General features: G+C 72.2%; 16 protein-coding genes. 9 read left to right on the top strand and 7 right to left on the bottom strand.

Translation table 11 applies throughout. The features are described 5' to 3' along the window. Positions 1-58: 58 nt before the first annotated feature. Both ABZ725_RS24415 and ABZ725_RS24410 read left to right on the top strand, forming a co-directional pair. The gene (locus ABZ725_RS24415) at positions 59-1,240 is read left to right on the top strand and encodes an ABC transporter permease (protein WP_358804961.1); all 1,182 of its coding nucleotides are present in this window, start codon (positions 59-61) and stop codon (positions 1,238-1,240) included. 109 nt (positions 1,241-1,349) lie between these two features. After that, positions 1,350-2,990, top strand: a complete 1,641-nt coding sequence (locus tag ABZ725_RS24410; protein ID WP_358804697.1) for an ATP-binding protein — start codon at positions 1,350-1,352, stop codon at positions 2,988-2,990. On the opposite strand, the gene ABZ725_RS24405 is transcribed toward ABZ725_RS24410, so the two are convergent. After that, positions 2,976-3,683, bottom strand: a complete 708-nt coding sequence (locus ABZ725_RS24405) for a response regulator transcription factor (RefSeq protein WP_358804696.1) — start codon at positions 3,681-3,683, stop codon at positions 2,976-2,978. The genes ABZ725_RS24410 and ABZ725_RS24405 overlap by 15 nt on opposite strands. A gap of 214 nt (positions 3,684-3,897) precedes the next feature. Here ABZ725_RS24405 and ABZ725_RS24400 point away from each other — a divergent pair, with 214 nt between their 5' ends. After that, complete coding sequence (locus ABZ725_RS24400) at positions 3,898-4,641, top strand: flavodoxin family protein (RefSeq protein ID WP_358804695.1); 744 nt, start codon at positions 3,898-3,900, stop codon at positions 4,639-4,641. A gap of 199 nt (positions 4,642-4,840) precedes the next feature. Here the strand turns inward: ABZ725_RS24400 and ABZ725_RS24395 are convergent, their stop codons facing one another. Both ABZ725_RS24395 and ABZ725_RS24390 read right to left on the bottom strand, forming a co-directional pair. After that, positions 4,841-6,202 carry a DUF3533 domain-containing protein gene (locus ABZ725_RS24395; RefSeq protein ID WP_358804694.1) on the bottom strand — a complete coding sequence of 454 codons (1,362 nt, stop codon included), beginning with the start codon at positions 6,200-6,202 and terminating at the stop codon, positions 4,841-4,843. A gap of 247 nt (positions 6,203-6,449) precedes the next feature. Then, on the bottom strand, positions 6,450-6,908 hold the full coding sequence (locus ABZ725_RS24390; RefSeq protein ID WP_351911522.1) for a MarR family transcriptional regulator: 459 nt from the start codon (positions 6,906-6,908) through the stop codon (positions 6,450-6,452). 127 nt (positions 6,909-7,035) lie between these two features. Here ABZ725_RS24390 and ABZ725_RS24385 point away from each other — a divergent pair, with 127 nt between their 5' ends. Together ABZ725_RS24385 and ABZ725_RS24380 are read left to right on the top strand one after the other, a co-directional pair. Continuing rightward, positions 7,036-7,326 (top strand): hypothetical protein, encoded by a 291-nt coding sequence (locus ABZ725_RS24385; protein WP_358804693.1) that lies wholly within the window; start codon positions 7,036-7,038, stop codon positions 7,324-7,326. A gap of 10 nt (positions 7,327-7,336) precedes the next feature. Continuing rightward, the gene (locus ABZ725_RS24380) at positions 7,337-7,885 is read left to right on the top strand and encodes a GNAT family N-acetyltransferase (RefSeq protein WP_358804692.1); all 549 of its coding nucleotides are present in this window, start codon (positions 7,337-7,339) and stop codon (positions 7,883-7,885) included. 126 nt (positions 7,886-8,011) lie between these two features. On the opposite strand, the gene ABZ725_RS24375 is transcribed toward ABZ725_RS24380, so the two are convergent. Genes ABZ725_RS24375 through ABZ725_RS24365 form a run of 3 tightly spaced genes read right to left on the bottom strand, consistent with a single transcriptional unit; the run spans position 8,012 to position 11,588 of the window. Further along, positions 8,012-10,558 (bottom strand): FtsX-like permease family protein, encoded by a 2,547-nt coding sequence (locus tag ABZ725_RS24375; RefSeq protein WP_358804691.1) that lies wholly within the window; start codon positions 10,556-10,558, stop codon positions 8,012-8,014. Positions 10,559-10,563: 5 nt separating this feature from the next. Then, complete coding sequence (locus ABZ725_RS24370) at positions 10,564-11,352, bottom strand: ABC transporter ATP-binding protein (protein ID WP_358804690.1); 789 nt, start codon at positions 11,350-11,352, stop codon at positions 10,564-10,566. Continuing rightward, a complete protein-coding gene (locus ABZ725_RS24365; RefSeq protein WP_358804689.1) occupies positions 11,349-11,588 on the bottom strand; it encodes a hypothetical protein in 240 nt (79 codons plus the stop codon). Before ABZ725_RS24365 ends, ABZ725_RS24370 begins: the two co-directional genes overlap by 4 nt. A 245-nt stretch (positions 11,589-11,833) precedes the next feature. Here ABZ725_RS24365 and ABZ725_RS24360 point away from each other — a divergent pair, with 245 nt between their 5' ends. The 3 genes from ABZ725_RS24360 to ABZ725_RS24350 all read left to right on the top strand — a co-directional run bounded on the left by ABZ725_RS24360 (position 11,834) and on the right by ABZ725_RS24350 (position 15,235). Continuing rightward, positions 11,834-13,111: a sensor domain-containing protein gene (locus ABZ725_RS24360; RefSeq protein ID WP_358804688.1), complete on the top strand. Its 1,278-nt coding sequence runs from the start codon at positions 11,834-11,836 to the stop codon at positions 13,109-13,111. Positions 13,112-13,176: 65 nt separating this feature from the next. Then, positions 13,177-13,836 carry a response regulator transcription factor gene (locus tag ABZ725_RS24355; RefSeq protein ID WP_358804687.1) on the top strand — a complete coding sequence of 220 codons (660 nt, stop codon included), beginning with the start codon at positions 13,177-13,179 and terminating at the stop codon, positions 13,834-13,836. Positions 13,837-14,020: 184 nt separating this feature from the next. Further along, the gene (locus tag ABZ725_RS24350) at positions 14,021-15,235 is read left to right on the top strand and encodes a serine hydrolase domain-containing protein (RefSeq protein WP_358804686.1); all 1,215 of its coding nucleotides are present in this window, start codon (positions 14,021-14,023) and stop codon (positions 15,233-15,235) included. 17 nt (positions 15,236-15,252) lie between these two features. Here the strand turns inward: ABZ725_RS24350 and ABZ725_RS24345 are convergent, their stop codons facing one another. Then, the gene (locus ABZ725_RS24345) at positions 15,253-16,629 is read right to left on the bottom strand and encodes a mucin-1 (protein ID WP_358804685.1); all 1,377 of its coding nucleotides are present in this window, start codon (positions 16,627-16,629) and stop codon (positions 15,253-15,255) included. A 182-nt stretch (positions 16,630-16,811) separates the two neighbouring features. Between ABZ725_RS24345 and ABZ725_RS24340 the strand changes: the two genes are divergently transcribed. Further along, positions 16,812-17,831, top strand: a complete 1,020-nt coding sequence (locus ABZ725_RS24340; RefSeq protein WP_351920816.1) for a LacI family DNA-binding transcriptional regulator — start codon at positions 16,812-16,814, stop codon at positions 17,829-17,831. Positions 17,832-17,922: the final 91 nt, after the last annotated feature.

Here is a 17,922-nt window from a genome sequence, read left to right as displayed (position 1 = left end):
GACGAACTCCTCCGCGCAGGATCCGGACTCCCGTCCGACGGCCCCGGAGCGGTCGCGGCTGCGTGCCGCGCGGCTCGGCCCCGTGGACGTCGTACGGCTCGGCGGCACCGGTCTGCGGACTCGTCCGCTGCGGGTCTTCCTCTCCGCGCTCGGCATCGCCATCGGTGTCGCCGCGATGATCGCGGTGGTCGGCATCTCCGGCTCCGGGCGGGCGGAGGTCGACTGTCGGCTCGACGCCCTCGGCACGAATCTCCTGCGGGTCGCCCCCGGCCAGACCCTCGCCGGCGACGAGGCCGAGCTTCCCCCGGAGTCCGTGGCGATGATCCGCCGTGTTCCCCCGGTGCGACAGGTCGCCGCCACCGGCGAGACCGGTGCGAACGTCTACCGCAACGAACGCATCGCCGTCGGCCGCACCGGCTCGCTGCACGTCCTGGCGGCCGACGCCGATCTGCTGCCGGCCGTCGGCGCACAGGTCAGCAAGGGTCGCTGGCTGGACACCGCGACGGAGGAGTACCCGGCGGTGGTGCTCGGCTCGACCGCCGCCCGGCGGCTCGACGTGTACACCCCCGGCACCCGGATCTGGCTCGGCGACCGCTGGTTCTCGCTGATCGGCGTCCTCGACCCGGTACCGCTCGCACCGGAGATCGACAGCGCCGCGCTGGTCGGCTGGTCGGCAGCCGAGAGGTACCTCCGCTTCGACGGCCATCCCTCGACGGTGTACGTCCGTGCTGAGGACAGCCAGGTCACGTCCGTACGGTCGGTGCTGGCGGCCACCGCGTTCCCCGAGAAGCCCGGCGAGGTGCAGGTCTCCCGCCCCTCGGACGCTCTCGCGGCCCGCGAGGCCGCCGAGTCGGCGCTGACCGGTCTGCTGCTCGGCCTCGGCGGTGTGGCGCTCCTGGTCGGAGGGGTCGGTGTCGGCAACACCATGGTCATCTCGGTCCTGGAACGCCGCTCCGAGATCGGCCTGCGCCGCGCCCTGGGCGCGACGCGGGGGCAGATCCGCACGCAGTTCGTCACGGAGTCCCTGCTGCTGTCGCTGATCGGCGGGCTCGGCGGAACGGCGCTCGGGACGCTGATCACGGCCGGATACGCCCTCAGCCGCGACTGGCCGACGGTCGTCCCGGCGTGGGCGAGCGCGGCGGGCATCGGTTCGACGCTCGTCATCGGCATGATCGCCGGCCTGTATCCGGCGGTCCGGGCCAGCAGGCTGTCACCGACGGAGGCGCTGTCCGGCACATGAGCCGACCGGCACCGGTGACTTTCCGTACGGTGATCTTCCGTACGGACCAGGGGGCGGCCTCGACCGAGGCCGCCCCTGACCTGGCACCACTCGGAAGGAGTCCCGTGCGATGAGTTTCCGGCTCCGGGTCCTCGCCCTGCTTATGCTGGTCGCGATGGCCGCCACCGCCGCCACCGCCTGGCTGACCTTGCGCCAGGCGAACCGCCAGGTGCAGGACACCGTCACGGCCGGTCGGCAGGAGGTCTCCCGGATCACCGGCGAACTCCGCGCGTACGGGTTTGCGCACGGCACCTGGGACGGGCTCTCGTCGACCGTGGCCCGGCTCGCGAAGGACACCGGCCAGCGCATCCGGGTGGCCACGGATTCCGACGTTTTGCTCGCCGACTCCGACGCCCTCGCCGGTCGCGATCCCCGCGCGCTGAGCAGTCAGCCCCCGGTCCTGGTCGACCCACGACCCGTCCTGCGGTTCCCCGAGGGTCAGGTACCGCGCCTCTCGCTGAAGCAGACCGCCCAGGCGACCGCCGACTACCGCGCCGCAGTGACGTACGCGGCCTGCCTGACACGGGCGGGCGCCGAGCCGACGGCCCGGCCGGACGAGCGGGGCGTCCCCCGGATCAGCACGGACGGCCGACCGACGCGGTGCGAGGAGCCGGACGGAGCAGCGGATCCGCGCATTCAGCAGGATCTCGACGCGCTGCGGGTATGCGAGTCCGAGCCGCTGTTCACCGCCTGTGTGCAGCGGGTGTTCAACGAGCGGGTCGATTCCTTGGCCCCGGCGCGCCTGTCGATCCGCCTCGGTGTCCGCAACGAGTCACCGCCCACCCTGGCCGCCGCGCCCACCGTGGCCGTCGCGGTGGGGGTCGCCCTCGGGGTCATCCTCGGCGCTCTGCTCCTGAGCAGGGCCGTACTGCGCCCCGTCCGTGCCATGACGCTCGCCGCGGAGGGGCTGGGCGAGGGCGACCTGGGGCGGCGGGTCCCCGTCTCCGGCCGTGACGAGATCGCGCAGCTCGGCGGCGCCTTCAACCGCATGGCCGACTCCATCCAGGCGGGCGAGGACCGCCAGCGCCGCCTCACCAGTGACATCGCACACGAACTGCGCACCCCGCTGGCCAATCTGCGCGGCTATCTGGAGGCGCTGCGGGACGGGATCGTCGAGCCGACCCCCGACCTGCTCGCGTCCCTCCACGAGGAGGCGCTGCTGCAGCAGCGGATCGTGGACGACCTGCAGGACCTCGCCCTGGCGGAGGCCGGCGCGCTCACCTACCACCGCACCGAGGTCGACCTGCGCGAGCTCCTGGAGGCCGGCCGCAGGGCCCACCGGGCCCAGGCCGAGGCAGCAGGCATCGCACTCGAGCTGGAGGCGCCCCGGCCCGTGTACGTGACCGCCGACCCGGACCGGCTGCGCCAGGTCGTCGGCAATCTGGTCGGCAACGCGCTGCGGGCCACGGCCCTGGGCGGCACCGTGACCCTGGCCCTGAGCCCGCACGGCGAGCCGGCCGTCGTGGAGGTACGGGACACCGGCACGGGGATACCGGCAGAGGACCTGCCGCGGCTCTTCGACCGCTTCTGGCGGGCGGACGCGGCACGGGGCCGCGCGACCGGCGGCAGCGGCCTGGGGCTGTCCATCGCCCGTCAGATCGTCACCGACCACAGGGGGACGATCGAGGTGCGCAGCACGGTCGGGGCGGGCACGACGTTCACCGTCGTACTGCCCACGACTCCAGGAGGCGGCGCCTCAGGCGAGCGCTGAGCCCGAACCGTCCGCGAGGCGGTAGCCCCGCCCGTACACCGTCTCCAGGTGGCCGGCCCGGCCCGGATCCGCCTCCAGCTTCCGTCGCAGATTCATCACGTGCGCATCGACGGTCCGCTCCTGCACGTCGTGGTCGAACCCGAAGACGCGCTCGATGATCTGCGCCCGGGTGAAGACCCGGCCCGGTTCACGGGCCAGTGCCTCCAGGATGGAGAACTCCTTGGCGGTCAGCGCCACCGGTCGCCCCTCCACCCGGACTTCGAAGCGTGCGGTGTCCAGCTCCACCTCGCCGACCCGCAGCACAGCGGGCTGCGCCGCACCGCCGGCCTTCTTGGACCGGCGCAGCAACGCCCGCACCCGCGCGGTCAGTTCGCGGGGGCTGTACGGCTTGGTGAGGTAGTCGTCGGCGCCGAGGTCGAGGCCGAGGAGCAGGTCCTCCTCGGTGGTGCGGGCAGTCAGCAGCAGAATCGGGACGTCCGACTCGGTGCGCAGAATGCGGCACACATCGAGCCCGTCGACCAACGGCAGCATCACATCGAGAACGATGAGGTCCGGCTTCGCCGAGCGTGCCCGTTCCAGTGCCGCGCGGCCGTCGGCCGCGACCTGCACCGCGTTTCCTTCCCGCTCCAGATAGATCCGGATCAGTCGAGCCTGTTTCTCGTCGTCTTCGGCGACCAGAATCCGAGCGCTCAACGGTTCTCCCCCCGCAAGCTCCTGCACATCCCAGAACCGTAGTACAGAAGCAGCCGGCAACTCCCGCCCAGGCCCGGCCCCTTCTTCCGGATCGTGGATACGGCCGCCCGAGTCAGTCTCCGTCACCGAGGAGAGTCGGGCGGGGACAGACGGAGATCCGCGCGAGAGGCTGCCGCTGAGCCTTCCCGTCCCCACCTCATGTGAGGAGCCCGCCATGGCAGCATCGCCGTCCACCGGCAGCCCCGCCGCCGACGCGTATCGCTTCGACGACCTGACCGCCCTGTACGTCAACTGCACCCTCAAGCCGTCGCCGCAGCAGAGCCACACCCAGGGACTGGTCGACAAGAGCCGCGCGATCATGGAGGGGCGCGGCGTCGCCACGGACGAGTTCCGGGCCGTCGACCACGACATCGCGACCGGCGTCTACCCGGACATGACCGAGCACGGCTTCGCCACCGACGCCTGGCCGGCCCTGTACGAGAGGGTGATGGCCGCGGACATCCTGGTGCTGGCCGGGCCCATCTGGCTGGGCGACAACAGCTCGGTGACGAAGCAGGTGATCGAACGGCTCTACGGCTGTTCCGGCCTCCTCAACTCCCAAGGTCAGTACGCCTATTACGGCCGCGTCGGCGGCTGTCTGATCACCGGCAACGAGGACGGCGTCAAGCACTGTGCGATGAACGTCCTCTACAGCCTCCAGCACCTCGGCTACACGATCCCGCCGCAGGCCGACGCCGGCTGGATCGGCCCCGCGGGCCCGGGACCGTCGTACCTCGACCCCGGCTCGGGCGGCCCGGAGAACGACTTCACCAACCGCAACACCGCCTTCATGACCTGGAACCTGATGCACATGGCGGCCCTCCTCAAGCGGGCGGGCGGCTTCCCGGCCCACGGCAACCAGCGCTCCGAGTGGGACGCGGGCTGCCGCCTCGACGCCCCGAACCCCGACTACCGCTGATCGGCACCGGCCCGGCGGGTGAAATCAGGTGCACATGGGGCAGGTCGAGGGCGGCGCAGCCGGATGCCGTCTCCGTGGCTGCGCCGCCCGCCGGCCCTCGCGAGGGCCGGATGCGGCCGCCGATGGTGCCGTCCCCTGCTCCTGGCGGCCGTCCCGTGCTCCATGCGGCACGGGAGACTGTGGTGGTGCGGTTACGCGGTCATGCGGTCGCCGTGGCTTCGGCGTGCGCCGCTTCGTGCTCGCGGTGGAGGAAGTGCCGCAGCCGGGTGAGGGCGTGCGGGTGGATGCGGTGCCAGCCCTTGTGGTCGTAGAGCCAGGTCATGCCGAAGCCGACGACGAGGGCGGTCAGGGTTCCGGCGCCGATCGTGGTCCAGGCGCGGTCGAGTCCCGCGGCGCCCTGCCCGTCGAAGTAGATGATGGCGCGGACACCGTCGGTGAAGGCTCGCTGTGGTTCGAACATGGCGAGGAACCGCCAGAACGGGGGCATCGCGTTCAGCGGGATCGCGCCGCCCGAGGTGGGGATGGAGGCCGCGATGAAGAAGATCACGCCGATGAGGACGCCGGGACCGCCCAGCACGGCCAGCATGGCCAGGGCGCCGATGCCCACCGCTGCGATCGCCGCAGTGCTGAACAGCCACAGCGTGAGCGAATTCGGCAGGTCGAGATGGAGGGCCCACGTGGACATCGCCAGGATCGTGGCGGACAGGATCGGGGCGACGCCGACCATCATCAGGCACTTGGCCAGCAGGGTCTGACGTCGGTTGATGCGCTGGGGAGCGACGACGTGTCGCTTGGGCCCGAGTTCGTTCGGGCTGTAACCGAGGCTGCCGTCGAGCGCCGCGTGCAGGAGGTTCGCTCCGAGGAAGCCGGAGAGCATCAGCAGGATCGCGTAGAAGAACGCGGTCATGCCCATGCCGGTGCGCTCACCCAGGGGTGCTCCCGGCGCCGAGGCGACGGTGATGGGGTCCTTCAGCAGGGCCTGATTGGCGGCGGGCACCTCGGCTCCGGCCTTCAGGCTCTGCTGCAGGGCCCCCTCGGCGGCGCCCGAGGACGCGGCCCGGACCGCGTTCGTGGCGATCTTCTCGCCGATCGAGGCCGCCATGGCTCCCGAACCGTGGTTGGTCAGGATCGTGACCTCGGGCTTCTCGGGGTGAGTGCCCATGAGGCCGAGCATCTTGGCGCTGTAGTCCTGCGGTAGGACGACCGCCGAGAACAGCTCGTTCCGTCCGATCGCCTTCTTCGCGTCGGCCATGGAAGTGAACGTCTTCCACTCCACCTGCTTGTGCGGCTTCTGCGGTCGGGCGGCGATGCCCTCCACGACCTTGTGGCCGATGTTCAGGTTCGTGGCCTGTCCCGTGGTGGCCCCCTTGTCCAGGCTGACCAGACCGATGGGGGCGTCCCGCAGGTCGGCCCCGGGATTCGCGATGCTGCCGTTGAAAAGCAGTGTGATGAGGGTGAGAGCGATCGTGAGCACCACAGCCGGCGGGAGCCACAGCTTGGGTGTGCGGAGCAGGCGGACGGCGGTGACGCTCGCCGGATGGTCTGTGGGAGTGGAGGGCATGTCTCGGTTCCTGATGTCGTGATCTCCTGATGAGTCTAAAACTATACCTCTACCACTAGATATCACCACCGGTTCGAGGGCAAGCTTCCCGTGAGTGAATCTAGTCATAGAGGTATATCTGTAGACTTACCAGCGGCGCGCGATCGAGGGGCCGGGCCGGGCCGGACCCCCGTCCCCCTGCGCACCGGAGCCGCGCGCTGCTACCGCGCTCTGCCCACGTCATGAACACCCATGCCCTGACGCGCCCTCACTTCTGCGGAGGGGCCAGCGTCTTGGCGAGTTCCCACAGGTCGGGGATCGCGGCGACGATGCGCTGGGACGCCTCTGGCGGCAACTGCTCCAGGACCTCGGTGATCGCCTCGTTGAGGCTTTCGTTCACCTCGTTGATCGCCGTGTGCATTTTGTCTGTGGGGTGCAGCTCCACATAGCGCTTGTCCTGGGGGTTGGTACGGCGTTCGAGATAGCCGTCACGGGTGAGCTGAGTGACCAGTGTGCTCACGTTGTTGGGCTGCATGCGCAGCATGGTCGCGACCTCGCGGACGCTGATGCCCGGCTGGCTCTCGACCAGGCGCAGCACTTCGACCTGGGCGAGCGGACGCCTTGATTCGCCGCTGGGAGGCGACTGCCGCTGGTTCATGACCCGGTGCAGCGTCCAGATCACTCGGATCAGCTGCACGGGGTGTTCTTGACTGGGAAGCTCGCTCACCCTGTCAGGCTACTTCTAGCCCTAGAGCTTTCGCGGTGCACGGCACGGCGACTTCACGGCCGCACAGCGCGATGACCCTCGCCTCATCCGTCTTCCACCCGGCCGTCTGCTGTGCTTTGCTGCGGACATGGGCGTCGAGGGTCTGGCTCATATGGAGTTGATCGAGCGGTGGCTGCGCGGCGAGGTGGTCGACAACACCGTGGGCATCAGAACGCGTGGCGGGCCGTTCCATGGCCGCACCCGCATCGTGGAGCTTGACGAGCAACATCGTCCGCCGGCGAAGCAGCGGGCAAGCGGTTCGATCGCGCGCCCTCCAGCGGACGCATGGCATGTGTACGTGGCCACACCGGCACCCGACGCTGCGGCAGGCTGGGCATACGAATATGTCGGCACGGAGCCATGTCGGGACGTGCGATAACTTGCCCGTCATGACCGAGCTCGGACCTGTCGCCTGGCCGCCTGCCCCGATCGGGACCGAGCGGCTGGTGCTCCGCGGGTCCGAGGCCCGGGACCGGGCCTCGTTCATCGAGCTGTTCGCCTCACCGGAGGTGCACACCTACCTCGGTGGCCCTCGACCGCGTGACGAGCTCGAGCGCACGGTGCCTGAGGTGCCCGGTCGACGCCCCGGCTTTTTCGTGATCGATCTCGACGGAGCGATGATCGGCATGGTCAGGCTCGATCGGCACGACGCGGAGAGTCCGGGGCACATCCGTCCGGATCTCGGGGAGGCCGAACTCGGCTATCTGATCCTGCCGTCGGCGTGGGGACGCGGGTACGGCGCCGAGGCGTGCGCAGCGGCACTCGACTGGTTCGCCGACGCGCTTCCCGGCAAGTCGGTGGTGCTGCGCACCCAGACCGCCAACGAGCGCTCGATGCGCCTCGCGGAAAAGCTGGGGTTCACCGAGGTCGAGCGGTTCGAGGACTTCGGCGCCGAGCAGTGGTTCGGCGTGTGGTCCTCGGTCACGTCGTCCGCTTGAGCTCGGGCCCGACAGCGCGACGGATCCACGAGGCCGCTGATCGGGCGTGTTCCGACCGTCGCTGTCGGGCTGCCTCTGTCGGGCTGCCCCTTGCGGGCGGCCGCACGGCCGCTGCCGCCGGTGTGTCTACTGACGGTCGGCGAGGGCGTGGACGGGCGCCGTTCGCAGGGCCTGGCGGGTGGGGAGCTCGACGGTCAGGAAGGCCAGGGCGACGATCGTCAGCACCAGGGCGGGCAGCAGCCAGACCGGGCCCGCGGGCCAGGGGCGGCCCAGGAACCCCACGCCCAGCAGGGCGAGCGGAACCGCCGACAGCGCCAGGCCGGAGCCGAGCGCGGCGGCCGCGATCACCGCGGCCTCGCGGCGCATCATCACGCGGACCTGGCGCGGCGTGGTGCCGTTGAGGCGGAGCGTGGCCAGTTCGGTGCGGCGCTGGGCCGTGGCGGCGACGATCTTGTTGGCGATGCTGAGCAGGAGATAGCCGAGAAGCACGACGATGAGGGCCAGGTTCACCCAGACCTCGGGCGGCGCGTCGCTCAGTCCGCCGTCGGCGGTGTCGACGGCTGGCTCGACGGTCAGGCCCGGCCGGGACGCGGCGAGAGCGGCGAGGCTGCGGCTCGCGGCGGCAGTGCCGTCGGTGCGCACCAGGATGCTCTGGTCGAGACCCGTGGTCGTGTGACCGGCGGCGAGGTCACGGGAGAGCACGACCGTGCCGAAGCCGAGGCCGCGGTCGTACACGGCGACGACCCGGGCGGTGACGCGGGCGCCGTCGCCGAGGACCAGGGTCACCGGGCGGCCCGACTCCGCGTCGCGCGAGGCGGCGACGTCCGCGCTGACGGCGATCGTGTCCCCGGTGAGCCCGGTCAGGCTGCCGGAGTTCACCTCCAGGTCGAGGACCTTCGCCGCGTCCGGGGTCAGGATCATCGCCGAGCCGGACTCCACCTCCTCGTCGCCGAACATCCGGTACGGCCACACCACCGTCGTCGTACTGACCGGGGCGGCGGCGCGCACGCCCTCGGTCCGGCGTACGGCGGTCAGCGCGTCGGCGGGCAGGCCGCCGAGGCCCGGTGCGGTCAGCCGCTGCTGGGCGAGGGTGCCGTCGCGGGTCTGCTGCGCGGTGGCGGTCAGCACGGTGGTCTGCGTGAAGGTGTACGTCAGCACGAACACCACAGCCATCGCGAGGGTGCTGACCACTCCCGCGAGACGCAGCGCGTAGCCGCGGACGTTGGACACGGCCAGCCAAGTCGGCGCGGAGCCACCGGACTTCAGGCCCCGGGCCAGCGTGTTGCCGATGCCCCGCACGAGGGCGGGTCCGGCCGTCGCCAGGCCGATCGCCCCGAGGATGCCCGCTATGGAGGTGGCGGAGGCGCCGATGGGGGTGCGGGAGAAGAGCGGCGCGGCGGACAGGGTGGTCGCGGCGACGATGGTCAACAGGCCCGCGCCGGTGCGGAACTTCGACGGGTTGCGGGGTTCGCTGCGCGACTCCGCGACCGCCTCGGTGGCCGGCAGGCGCGAGGTGCGCCAGGCCGCGCCGCGCGCCGACGCCTGCACGGCGATGCCCAGGAGGAGAACCGTGGCGAGCGCGGGCAGCGGGCTCAGGCTCAGCGGCAGGCCGTCCGGCAGGACCCCGCGGTCCGCCAACCGGCTCCGGAACTCGCCCGCCAGGAGATAGCCGACGGCGACACCGGGCACCGCGGCCACGGCCGCGATGACGCAGGCCTGAGCGGCGGCGAGCCGACGGATCTGCTTCGGGGTCGCCCCGACCGCCCGCATCAGGGCCAGGTCACGACGCTGCCCGGAGATCGACACCGCCAGCGCGCTCGCCGTCACGAACCCGGTGATGAGCAGGATGATCCCGGACAGCGAACCGGCCAGGAGGATGAGCAGGGAGCGTGCCGCGCCCGCGCCGACCGCCGCGAGGTCGCCCCGGTCGTCGCCGGTGACCACCACCAGCCCCATGCCGCTCACCCGCTCCCGGATGTCGGCGGCCACCGCGTCGGCGTCCGCGCCCGGCTCTGTCCGCAGGGCGATCAGGTCGACGGTCGCCGAGCGGGGCGAGCCGTCCCGACCGGACAGCTGTGCGGCCGTCGCGTCGGCGAAGAAGATCCCGGCGCCCGGGGCGTCGACCACCGCCGACACCCGGTGGACGGCGGCGGACCGGCCGGCCGCCACGACCTCGACCCGGTCGCCCACCCCGACGCCCGCGGCGGCCGCCGTGACACTGTCCACGGCGATCTCGTCCGCACCCGCCGGTCGGCTGCCGTCGACCCGTGGGTCCCGCAGCAGCCCGGTCGACGACCAGCCGTGGCCGGCCGTCCCGGGGTCCTCGGTCGGGACGACGGCGCCCCGGCCGTCGACGAGCGCGGCGGGGAAGCCGATGTCGCCGACCGCCGTGGCCACGCCCGGCCGCCCCGCCAGCTCGTCGACCAGCTTCGCCGGTACGTGGCCGCGCTCCGGGAGGGCGATCGGCAGGTCGGCGGCCGGGCGGTAGTTCTGGTCGGCCGAGACGACGACGTCCGAGTCGGCCAGCCGCCCGGCCGGAAGATGGGACCGGAGCCCGGACTCGGCCAGCACTCCGGTGGCTGTGATCAGGGCCGCGCCGCCGAGCACCGCGCAGGCCACGGCCAGCAGTGCGGCGATCCGCTGCCCGGCCATCCGTATCGCGAGACTGAACATCGCTGCTACACCTTTCCGAGCGCGACGAGACGGCTCGCCAGATCGGGGGCGGTGGGCCGGTCGAGGCTCTCGACCACCCGGCCGTCGGCCATCACCAGCGCCCGGTGCGCCTGAGCGGCGGCCGCCGGATCATGGGTGACCATCACGACCGTCTGGCCCAGTTCGTCGACGATCTCCCGCAGCAGGCCCAGCACCTCGTGGGCGCTGTGCAGATCCAGCGCGCCGGTCGGCTCGTCCGCGAACACGACGGCCGGCCTGGCCACCAACGCCCTGACGATGGCGGCCCGTTGCTGCTGACCCCCGGAGAGCTCGGCCGGCCGGTGCGCGAGCCGTCCCGACAGCCCGACCCGGTCGATCAGCGCCCGCAGCCACTCCTGGTCCGGCGCCCGGCCCGCCAGCCGCAGCGGCAGCGTGATGTTGTCCGCGATGCTCAGCGAGGGGACCAGGTTGTACGACTGGAAGACGAACCCGATGTGCTCACGGCGCAGTTCGGTACGGCGGGTCTCGTTCAGCCCGGCGATCTCGCGGCCGTCGATCCGGATGCTTCCCGAGGTGGGGGAGTCCAGCCCGGCGGCACAGTGCATCAGGGTGCTCTTGCCCGACCCCGACGGCCCCATCACCGCCAGGAACGTGCCGCGCCGCACGGTGAGGGTCACGTCGTCGAGGGCGCGGACGTCCCCTGGATACGTCTTGCTGACCTGCGTCAGCGCGATGGCGGGCGGCGCCTGCTCCGCCGTCCCCGAGGTGCTCCCGTGAGGGACCGGGCGGTCGGCGCCCGCGACGGCCGCATTCATCGACGGCCCCGCAGCCGCTGTGCGACGAGCGCCGCGACGCAGAGCGCGGTGACCGCGCCGAGCGCCAGGTGGACCGGGGTCGAGGCGGCGGCGTACGAGGCGACCGAGTTGCCGACCGCGCTGATCACCAGCACCGCCCAGAGCAGGACACGCAGAACGTCCGCGCGGGTCGCGCCGGGCGCGGGCGCCTCAGGAGTGTGGACGGTGGTGAGGTGGTAGGGGTCGCTGTACGTCATCGGGTGTCCTCCGCCGGAGTCTTCGGGGATCCGGGACCGCCTGCCGGGCCGGCCCCGCTGTCATGCCCAGACGCTATGGATCAACGGCCCTCGCGGCCGACCCCGCCTGCCGCCCGGTTCGGGGTACAGCAGGCTGTACCTGCGGGGTCCGGGTCCGCGTTCCGGGGCGCTGACACTCGTCGAAACGGGATCCGATCCGGCGGCGAACTCCGGCGCACTCTAAGGTCGTTGGCGAAAGGGGGCCGATGAGGACCCAGCCAGAACCATCAGCTCACCGGCGGACCGGGATCAAGGCCGTCGCGCGCCAGACCGTCAGCGCCGCCGTCGCCGCTCTCGAACAGCTCGCCGGCGCCCTCGGCACCGCTCTGCCGGCCCTGGCCCTGCTGGCCGGTCTGGCGCTCGCCGCGCTGCTCGCGCCGGTCGGCGTGGGACTGCTCATGGCACCCGCCCTACTGCGCGCCCTGCACGCCCTCGCCGCGCGGGAACGCGGCCGGCTCGGCCGCTCGGGCCCCGAGGTCATAGCCCCCGGTCCGGCGCCGACCCGGCTGCGGCTCGCACTCGTCGACCCCACCACCCGGCGGGAGGCGCGCTGGCTGGTGCGCCACGCGACACTGGGGCTCCTGCTGAGCCTGATCGCCGTCCTGCTCCCGCTCTTCGCGCTCCGCGATCTCCTCTATCCGCTGTACTGGCAGCTGATACCTCAGGACGCGGCCCAGGGCACCTGGCCGGCCGGGAACGCGGCCGCGCACTCCTGGCCGGACGCCCTCGCGGTGGCCCTGACGAGCCTGGCCTGGATCGCGATGCTCGTGGGTCTCACCCCCGGCATGGCCCGGTCGCAGGCGGAGCCCGGACGCCGTCTGCTCGCAGCCGGCCCCGAGACGGACCTGTCCCTGCGCGTCGCGGAGCTCACCGCCACCCGGGCCGCCGCCCTGGACGCCCACGCGGCCGAACTGCGCCGCATCGAGCGCTCGCTCCACGACGGCACCCAGAACCGGATCGTCAGTGTCACCGTGCTGGTCGGCGCCGCCCGCCGGATGGTCACCCGCGACCCGTCCGGCGCCGAGGAACTCCTCGAACGCGCCCAGAGCGCCGCCGAACAGGCGCTGGCCGAACTGCGCTCGGTCTCCCGGAGCATCCTGCCGCCCGTACTGGACGACCGCGGCCTCGAAGGCGCCCTGAGCGGACTGGCCGCCGACTGCCCGGTGCCCTGCCGGATCGACGTCGAGGCGTCCGAGCGCTGCGCCGCCTCCGTGGAGGCGACGGCCTACTTCGTCGTGGCCGAGGCGCTGACCAACATCGCCAAGCACAGCCAGGCCTCGCACGCCACCGTCACGGTCCGCAGCCGCGGCGGCCGACTGCAGCTGCGGATCACCGACGACGGCCGCGGCGGCGCGGACGACGGCGGCGGCTCCGGACTCACCGGCATCCGCCGCCGCATCGCGGCACACGACGGCGCCCTCTCCGTGACCAGCCCGCCCGGCGGCCCCACCGTCGTCGCGGTGGAGCTGCCCTGCGGATCCTGACCACGCCCGACACCGCCCGCCCGTGCGGGCCTCGACGACTCTCGACGACTCTCAAGGTGAACTTCATGCGGATAGTGATTGCCGAGGACGACCCGCTGCTGCGCGAGGGGCTGGCCCTGCTGCTGCGCGCCGAGGGCCTGGACGTCGTGGCCACCGCCGGGACCGCCGACGCGGCCCTGGCGGCCATCGACGAGCACAAGCCCGACGTGGCCATCCTCGACGTCCGGATGCCGCCGACCCACACCGACGAGGGGATCGTCGCCGCCGTCGAGGCCAGACGCCGTCGGCCCGACCTGGCAGTCCTCGTGCTGTCCGCGTACGTCGAGCAGTCCTTCGCGACGGAACTGCTCGGCAGCGGTGTGGGCCGCCTCGGATACCTCCTGAAGGAACGGGTCGGCCGGGTCGAGGAGTTCCTCGACGCGCTGCGGCGCGTGGCGGACGGAGGCACCGCCATCGACCCCGAGGTCGTCGCCCAACTGTTCACCCGCAGCCGCCGGGACAGCAGACTGGAACGGCTCAGCCCCCGGGAACGCGACGTGCTCGCCCTGATGGCCGAGGGCCTGGGCAACAGCGCCATTGCCGAACGGCTCGTCGTCACGGACGGCGCCGTCCACAAGCACATCCGCAGCATCTTCGCCAAGCTCGACCTGTCTCCCACCGACCAGGTCGACCGACGGGTGGCCGCGGTGCTCCGCTACCTGGAGGACGTGCAGCGCCGGAACTGACGGCACGTCGGCAGCCGGGCCGGGTCCGGGCGGTACAGCAGGCTGTACCCGGGCACGGGGGACAGCCCTCCCCCGAACAGGCCCGCTGGCTTGATCGTCGGTCACAGGCAGAGTCCCTAGCGTGATGGTCACACCGCAAGGGCGGTGCGAAGACCGCGTCACCGAGCGCAAGGAGCCAGCCCCCATGAGCGCCACGACCACCGCCAGGACCCGGATCACCACCCGCATCGTGGCCACGAGCGTGCTGGCCGCGCTGGTCGGCACCGCCACCGTGACGGGCGCGGCGAGCGCCACGACCCATGAGTCGACGCCCCCGAACAGGCCTGCGCAGGGCGGGAAACTGCAGGACGCGGTGGACGCGATCATGAAGACAGGGACCGTCGGCGTCGTGGCCGAGTCGACGGGCCCCGGCGTCCACCGCTACGCCACCGCCGGGGTGACCGACACCGCCACCGGGGCCCCGGTGCGCCCGGGCGACCGGTTCCGCATCGCCAGCGCCACCAAGACCTTCGTCGCCACCGTGGTGCTGCAACTGGTCGGCGAGGGACGGCTGTCGCTGGACGACACCGTCGAGAAGTGGCTGCCGGGAGTCGTCTCCGGCAACGGCAACGACGGCAGCAAGGTGACCGTACGGCAGCTGCTCCAGCACACCAGCGGGCTGTTCAACTACACGGCGGACCTCCCCGTGCTCGCGAGCGTGGACGACTTCGAGGCCGGCCGGTACAGGACCTGGACCGACGAGCAGCTCGTCGCCATCGCGATGCGGCACCAGCCGGACTTCGAGCCCGGCGCCAAGTGGTCGTACTCGAACACCGGTTACATCCTCGCCGGAATGATCATCGAGCGGGTCACCGGCGACACCTGGCAGCAGGAGGTGACCCGGCGCATCGTCCGGCCGCTGGGCATGCGCCACACCGTCGCGCCGACCACGGACGCCACGATCCCCGGCCGCCATCTGCACGGCTACTCCGACTTCGGCGGCTCCGGCGAGACGATCGACGTCACCGAGTTCAACCCCACCGCCGCGGGCGCGGCCGGCGCCATGATCGGCACGACCGCCGACCTGACCCGCTTCTACTCCGCCCTCCTCGGCGGCCGGCTGCTGCACCCGGCCGAGCTGGCCGAGATGAAGACGACCGTGCCCGCCCCCGACCTCGACGTCGTATGGCCCGGCGCGAGTTACGGCCTCGGCCTGCTGCGAGTCCCCCTCACCTGCGGCGGCTCCTACTACAGCCACCCCGGCGACTTCCCCGGCTACACCACCCGCGACGGCATCAGCGAGGACGGCCGCCGGATCGTCGTCCTGAACGCCACCGGCGACGGCGCCCGCGACCTCTCCACCGAGCAGGCCCAGAACGCCCTCGTCGACCGGGAACTCTGCGCCTCGCGCAAACGGTGACCGAGGACGTCCGCCGATCAGGCCACCGACGTGTCGTGGACAGGGAGATCCGGGCTGCCCGGCCAGACGGCGGACGCGTCGTCGCGGTGGGGGTCGGGCAGGCGGACGGGGCGGACGGGGACGAGGCGTTCGCGTCCGTCCGTGACGGCCGTCCACGGGGCCGGATGGCCGGAGTAGCTCAGCGTGGACAGGACGAAGACGCCGTCGGCGTACACCTCGACGTACTCACCGATGGTCAGGATGCGCAGGGCGGCCGCGGGTTCGGCCAGCGCCGCCTCGCCGAGCGGGACTCCGTCGAGACCGGTGACCGTGAGCTCCTTGCCGTCGCAGCCGACGACGAGGGCGGGGCGGCCGCCGCCGGGGATGTCGGTGCGCAGGGTGACCTCGACGCGTCCGGAGACGCCGATGTCGCCGACCGCGTGCAGGGCGGCCTGGTCGCTCTCCTCGCCGAGCCAGGCGTCCAGGCCCGGCCACCATTCCAGGCGCGGCGCCGCGCCCGAGGGCGTGACCAGCAGTTTCGGCTGGGCGAGCATGCCGCGGCAGCGGTCGCCCGAGTCGGTGAGACCGACCCGGCGCGGGGTGGTGTGCAGGACGACGCGGGAGCCGTCCGGCGCGACGATGACACGCGGGGCGTAGGAGCCGGTCGGACCGAGGGGGCCCCGGCGGGTCCAGGGGCCGCGCAGCCCGGGCGCGGTCCATGCCTCGAAGCCCCGGCTCGCGCCGATGGAGCCGAGCAGCAGCCAGCTTCCGTCGTCGAGGCGTTCCAGGACCGGGCACTCCAGTTCGTCGACGTCGCCGGGTGAGACGAGCGGCGGGTGGACCGTCCAGTGCTCCAGGTCGTCGGAGGTGGCCCAGGCGACACAGCCGCTGACCTCCACCGGCAGGGAGGCGTCACTGGCGCAGACGACCATCACCCAGCCGTCCGACTCGTCGTCGCGCACGACGAACGGGTCGCGCCAGCCCATGTGTTCGCCGGTGCGGTACCAGCGCGGGTCCGCCTCGACGACCGGCCCGACGCCGTGGCGGCGCCAGCCGGTGCCGTCGGTGCGGTCGGAGTACGCCAGGCCCACGGACTGGAGCGGCCAGCCTTCGGGGGTGAGGCCGACGACGCCGGTGTAGAACATCGCCATCCCCGCGCCGCCGTGCCGGAACGGGTGCATGGTCCAGACGGCCTGCTGGTCGAAGCTGCCGGGCAGACCGTTGCCGAAAGCGGTGCCCTGCGGGTGCCACCGGACCAGGTCGGTGGAGGTGGCCCGGCCGTACGAGGTCTCCATGCGCAGATGGTCGAACTCCGTTGTCCAGGGCCCCTGGAGATGCAGTACCGCATACGTGCCGTCCTCGTCCCGCAGCAGAGCGAAGTCGTTCACACAGAGGCCGGGCGGGGCGTATCGCATGGGCAGTTCCTGTCGGCTCACAGCGCCCAAACGCATGCGCTGAATGTTGATCTCCATCGGATCACTTGAGAATCGGCCCAAGTAAATATGAACGCAAACGCTTGCGCAACGACAGGGTCGGGTTTACGGTCACGTCACTCACAGATCACACCGACGTGAAATCCCGACGGGAGGAAAGCCCTGTGACGGTCAGCATCAACGACGTCGCCAGCGCCGCAGGTGTCTCCGCGTCCACCGTGTCCCGCGCCCTGCGCGGCCGGGCGGGCGTGTCCGAGGAGGTACGGGCGCAGATCACGGCCGTCGCCGCCGCACTCGGCTACACCGCATCGCGCTCGGCGTCCAGCCTGGCCAGCGGACGCACCTACACCATCGGGGTGATCGCCCCGTACATCGGCCGCTGGTTCTTCGGCACGGTGCTGGACGCGGCCGAGCAGGTGTTCAGCGCCGCCGGATACGACGTGCTGCTGTACAACCTGGGCTCCCCGGAGACGCGCAAGCGCTTCTTCACCGGGATGCCGGTCCGCAAGCGCGTGGACGCCGTGCTGTCCCTGCTGATTCCCGAAGAGGACGAGGCCGCCGCGCTGCGCGCCCTCGGCGTGCCACTGGCCACCACGGTCGGCGGAGCCCGGCCCGGCTTCACCGTCGTCGGCATCGACGACCGCGCCGGGACCGAGAGCGCGGTACGGCACCTGGTCAACCTCGGCCACCGCCGGATCGGCATGATCTCCGGGTCCAGCGGGCCGCTGCACTGGACCACCCCCGTCGAGCGACGCCAGGCGTACCTGGACGTCCTGGCCGACGCCGGGATAGAGCACGACCCGGCCCTGGAGGCGGACGGCGACTACACGGTCAAGGGCGGCGAACGGGCCATGACCGAACTGCTGGCCGCCGCCCGCCCGCCGACCGCCGTGTACGCCCAGTCCGACGAGATGGCGATGGGCGCCCTGCGCGCACTGCGCCGACACCGGCTGAAGGCACCGGACGACGTGTCCGTCGTCGGCTTCGACGACCACGAACTGGCCGACGTGGTCGGGCTGACCACCGTCGCCCAGCCCGTCGCGGGCCAGGGCGCCGAGGCGGCTCGGCTGCTGCTGCGCCGGCTGGACGAGCCCGACGCCGAACCGCCGGGGCACGTCCGTATGCCCACTCGCCTGGTCCTGCGTGAGACGACCGCTCCACCACGTCCGCGCGGACCGCAGTGACCCGCGAGCGCCCCGAGCAGGGCGCTCGCACCCCCAGGCCCCACGCGGGACGGCACCCCGCAGTCCCGCACCCCACCCTCGCCCAGCACTG

It is taken from the genome of Streptomyces sp. NPDC006872 (genome assembly GCF_040635845.1).
In the GTDB taxonomy this organism is placed as follows: Bacteria; Actinomycetota; Actinomycetes; order Streptomycetales; family Streptomycetaceae; genus Streptomyces.
The sequence above is the reverse complement of the archived record's forward strand: the minus strand, read 5'-3'. Positions and strand labels throughout refer to the sequence as shown.